At 63.2% G+C, this 3,364-nt stretch carries 3 protein-coding genes; all 3 read right to left on the bottom strand.

The features are described 5' to 3' along the window. Positions 1–1,128: sulfatase-like hydrolase/transferase (locus RT662_RS03225; protein WP_313669107.1), on the bottom strand; the 1,128-nt coding region annotated here is incomplete at its 3' end. Further along, positions 1,125–2,120, bottom strand: a complete 996-nt coding sequence (locus RT662_RS03220) for a glutathione S-transferase N-terminal domain-containing protein (protein WP_313669105.1) — start codon at positions 2,118–2,120, stop codon at positions 1,125–1,127. The genes RT662_RS03225 and RT662_RS03220, both read right to left, overlap by 4 nt. A gap of 300 nt (positions 2,121–2,420) precedes the next feature. Next, the coding region (locus RT662_RS03215; RefSeq protein WP_313669103.1) for an amidohydrolase family protein at positions 2,421–3,364 on the bottom strand (944 nt) is incomplete at its 5' end.

Genomic DNA, 3,364 nt, shown 5'->3' with positions numbered 1-3,364 from the left:
TGCCCCCTGTGCGGTAAGCGAACCCGGGCGGCCCTGCTGGGCAATGGATTGGTCGTAAAGATGCGTGGCATTCCAGCGCGCAAATGCCCCCATCGCCATAGGGTCGGTGGCTTCGGCGCCATTGTCGGACAGGAACACGAAGACCGTGTTCTCATACTCGCCGATGGCCTTCAGATGCGCCACCAGCCGGCCGATGTCGCGGTCCATCGCCGTCGCCATGCCGGCATAGGCCGCCATCGCACCCACGCGCTGCTGCCGTTCCTGATCCGACAGTTCCGACCAGTCGCTGCTGGTGTTCATGGTCACCATGGCAACGCCGACGGGCATCACGCCCCGGGCAACCGCACCGGCGCGGCGCTGGTTGCGCAGCGCGGTCCAGCCAGCGGTGTAGCGCCCGGCATAGGCCGCGATGTCGGCATCGGGCGCCTGTACGGGGATATGATTGGCGAGGAAGTTCACCGATGCCAGGAACGGCTTTCCGCTGGCCTTGCCGCTGTCGATATAGCCGATCATCCGGTCGACAATCAGGGTCGAGGAATAAAAGCGCGCCGGCAGTTTCGCAGGCTTGCCATCCTCGCTCCATTCGGTCTGATCATAAATCAGCAGATTGGGCTTATCTTCAAAATTGTCGGCGCCCGATTGGGCCAGCGCAAGCGCATAATCATAGCCGCGCGCCGTGGGCAGGCTGTCAGGCGTGTGGCCCAGATGCCATTTCCCGGTCAGATAAGTGCGGTAGCCGCCAGCGCGCAGCTGATCGGCAATGGTCACAACGCGGTTGTTGAGGTGCGCGTCATAGCCAGGCTTGCCCTGATGCTCCGGCGGGATCGTCTCCGGCATGTTGCCCAGGCCGGCACGGTGGTTGATCACGCCCGTCTGCAGCATCGCCCGCGTTGGCGAGCAGGAACCGGCGACATGGAAATTCGAAAAGCGCACGCCCTTGGCCGCGAGCGCGTCGATATTGGGCGTCGCAATCTCGCCGCCAAAGGCCCCGACATCACTGAACCCCCAATCATCGGCCAGCAGGATGACGATGTTGGGGCGTTTCGCCGGGGCCGCGTGGGTGCCGGTCGCAAGCAGGTGCAGCAGGGTCAGGGCGGCCAGAACCGCCGCAGGCCGGTTCCGTCTCATCGGATCAGCAAAGCGTCGAGACACCCCGCCTCCGCCAACAGCGGATCGATGCGCTTGCGCGCGGTCGCATCCAGCGCGGCATGGCGCGCGCGCAGATCGGCAAGGCATTTGGCCTGATATTTGAACACACCCTGTGTGTAGGGCAGGCCCATGGCGGTCATGCTGAAGGTCGTTTCGCCCGCTTCGATCGCGGCGGCATTGGCGAGGAGGAAGGGCATGTAGATATTGCCCACCTGTTTCAGCCATGCGGCGATGATCGGCGCAAAGGGCGCATCTGCTGCATCCCATTGGCCGTCGATGCCCGACATGTCGTCGATGTGAAGCAGCCAGCGGAAGCTGTAGGGATAATCCGCGCGCATCATTGTTTGCGCGGTCGGATCGACGCCAAGCTGCGACAACTGCCCGTACATGCCGAATTCCGCGAGGCTGGGGCGCGTGCCAAACAGGCAATGGCGATCAACGACATGCGCCTCGAGCGCCGCCAGCAGCGCGTGGGTTGACGCCTCGATCAGTGGGAAATTCTCCCGCGTGCAGCCGACAATCGCCATCCGCCCCACCTGCCGCGCGCGGAACTGTTCGGCAAAGCCCTGGCTCGTCGCCAGCCCGCCGCCCTTCATCGCGTCAAACGCGAGCCAGCGGCTCATCTGGATCTGGTCGACATCCTCCAGCCAGCGGTAGCCGAACATCGCCTTGGTCACCCACTCATCGGCAAAATCCTCGATCAGGTGCGCGATGAAGGCGCGGGCCGGGTCTGGCGGCACCGCCGAACGTTCGGCGTGGCGCGCTTCCAGATCATAGATCAGCGGGGTGGAATCGTTGTGGAACGTCCCATCGGGATATTCCATCACCGGAATGACCGGCGCCTTCACCCGGCTCAGCGCCTCGCGCGAATCCGCGCCATGGACCCACAGATGCGGAATCCGGCGATAGCGCATCAGCGCCCGCATCTTCATCGAATAGGGGGAACCAAGCGCGCCGTTGATGATGTACATGGGCGATATACCTCACGGAAGAATGGCAGTGACTTTACGGCGGTTTATTGACACTATCAATGCCATCTGATCGGCAGAATACCGGGTGCACAACGCCTTCCTCACCACAAGGGAACGGGGAGTGCACCCCACGAATCCTGATCACCCATTTCAGGATAACGTCTTGATTCAAAATATGGATCTTCGCACTTCGCAGCAAGACCGATTATCCTGAAACCTGGCCGAAATGGGCTGCCCTTCCCGCAAGGCTGATCGACAAGGAATATGGCACGCCCCGCGCTGCGCAGCCTGCCAGAAACATCAAGCCGGGCACTTCCCGGTGCCCGGCCCTTTCAGCGCCCGCCCGGCCGCCGCGCCGGTCGGTTCGCCGCCCTTCAGCACCTGCACGCCGTTCACCCATACGCTGGATACACCGGTGGCATATTGCGCCGGCTTCGCGAACGTCGCGTGATCGGTGATGGTGGCCGGATCGAACACCACGACATCGGCGAAATAGCCCGGCTTCAGCAGCCCGCGCTCCTTGATCCCCATGTTGGTTACCGGCAGGTGGCTCAGCCGCCGCACCGCATCCTGCAGCGTCGTCGTCTTTTCCTCGCGCACATATTTGCCCAGCAGCCGCGCGACATTGCCATAGGCGCGCGGGTGATCCTGGCTCAGCAGGAACACGCCCTCGGCACTGGGCGCGCCCGCATCTGATCCAAAGCTCATCCACGGCAGCGCCGTCTGCCGCTTCACATTGGCCTCATCCATCAGGAAATAAGCCGTGCCCACCCGGCTGCCATCCTCGATCACCAGATCGATGGCGGTATCCTCCGGGCTGGTGCCACGCATCCGCGAAACCTCGCCGAGCGTCTTGCCGGTGAGCGGCTTCAACGCGGGATTCTTGAAGCCCAGCAACAGCACATTCTCCGGATTGCCGGCCCGCTTGGCGAGATTCTCCCAATCGGCATTTTCGTCCATCATCTCGGCCTTCACCCGGGCGCGCAAGGCCGGGTCCTTCAGCCGCTCGATCCACTTTTCCAGCCCGCCCGATTGCACCCACAAGGGCATGGCCGCATCGAGCCCGGTGGCACCGGCGGTGTAATTGTACATGTTGGCGGTGATGCGGATGCCTTGGCTGCGCGCCGCCTCGATCTTGCCAAGGATGGTATCGAGCTTGCCCCAGTTCTTCTGGCCCGACATCTTCATGTGCCAGATTTCCGCCGGGCCACCGGATTCGCGCGCGATGGTGATCAGTTCATCCA

Origin of the sequence: Sandarakinorhabdus sp. (assembly GCF_032115815.1) — a bacterium.
Taxonomy (GTDB): domain Bacteria; phylum Pseudomonadota; class Alphaproteobacteria; order Sphingomonadales; family Sphingomonadaceae; genus Sandarakinorhabdus.
The sequence above is the reverse complement of the archived record's forward strand: the minus strand, read 5'-3'. Positions and strand labels throughout refer to the sequence as shown.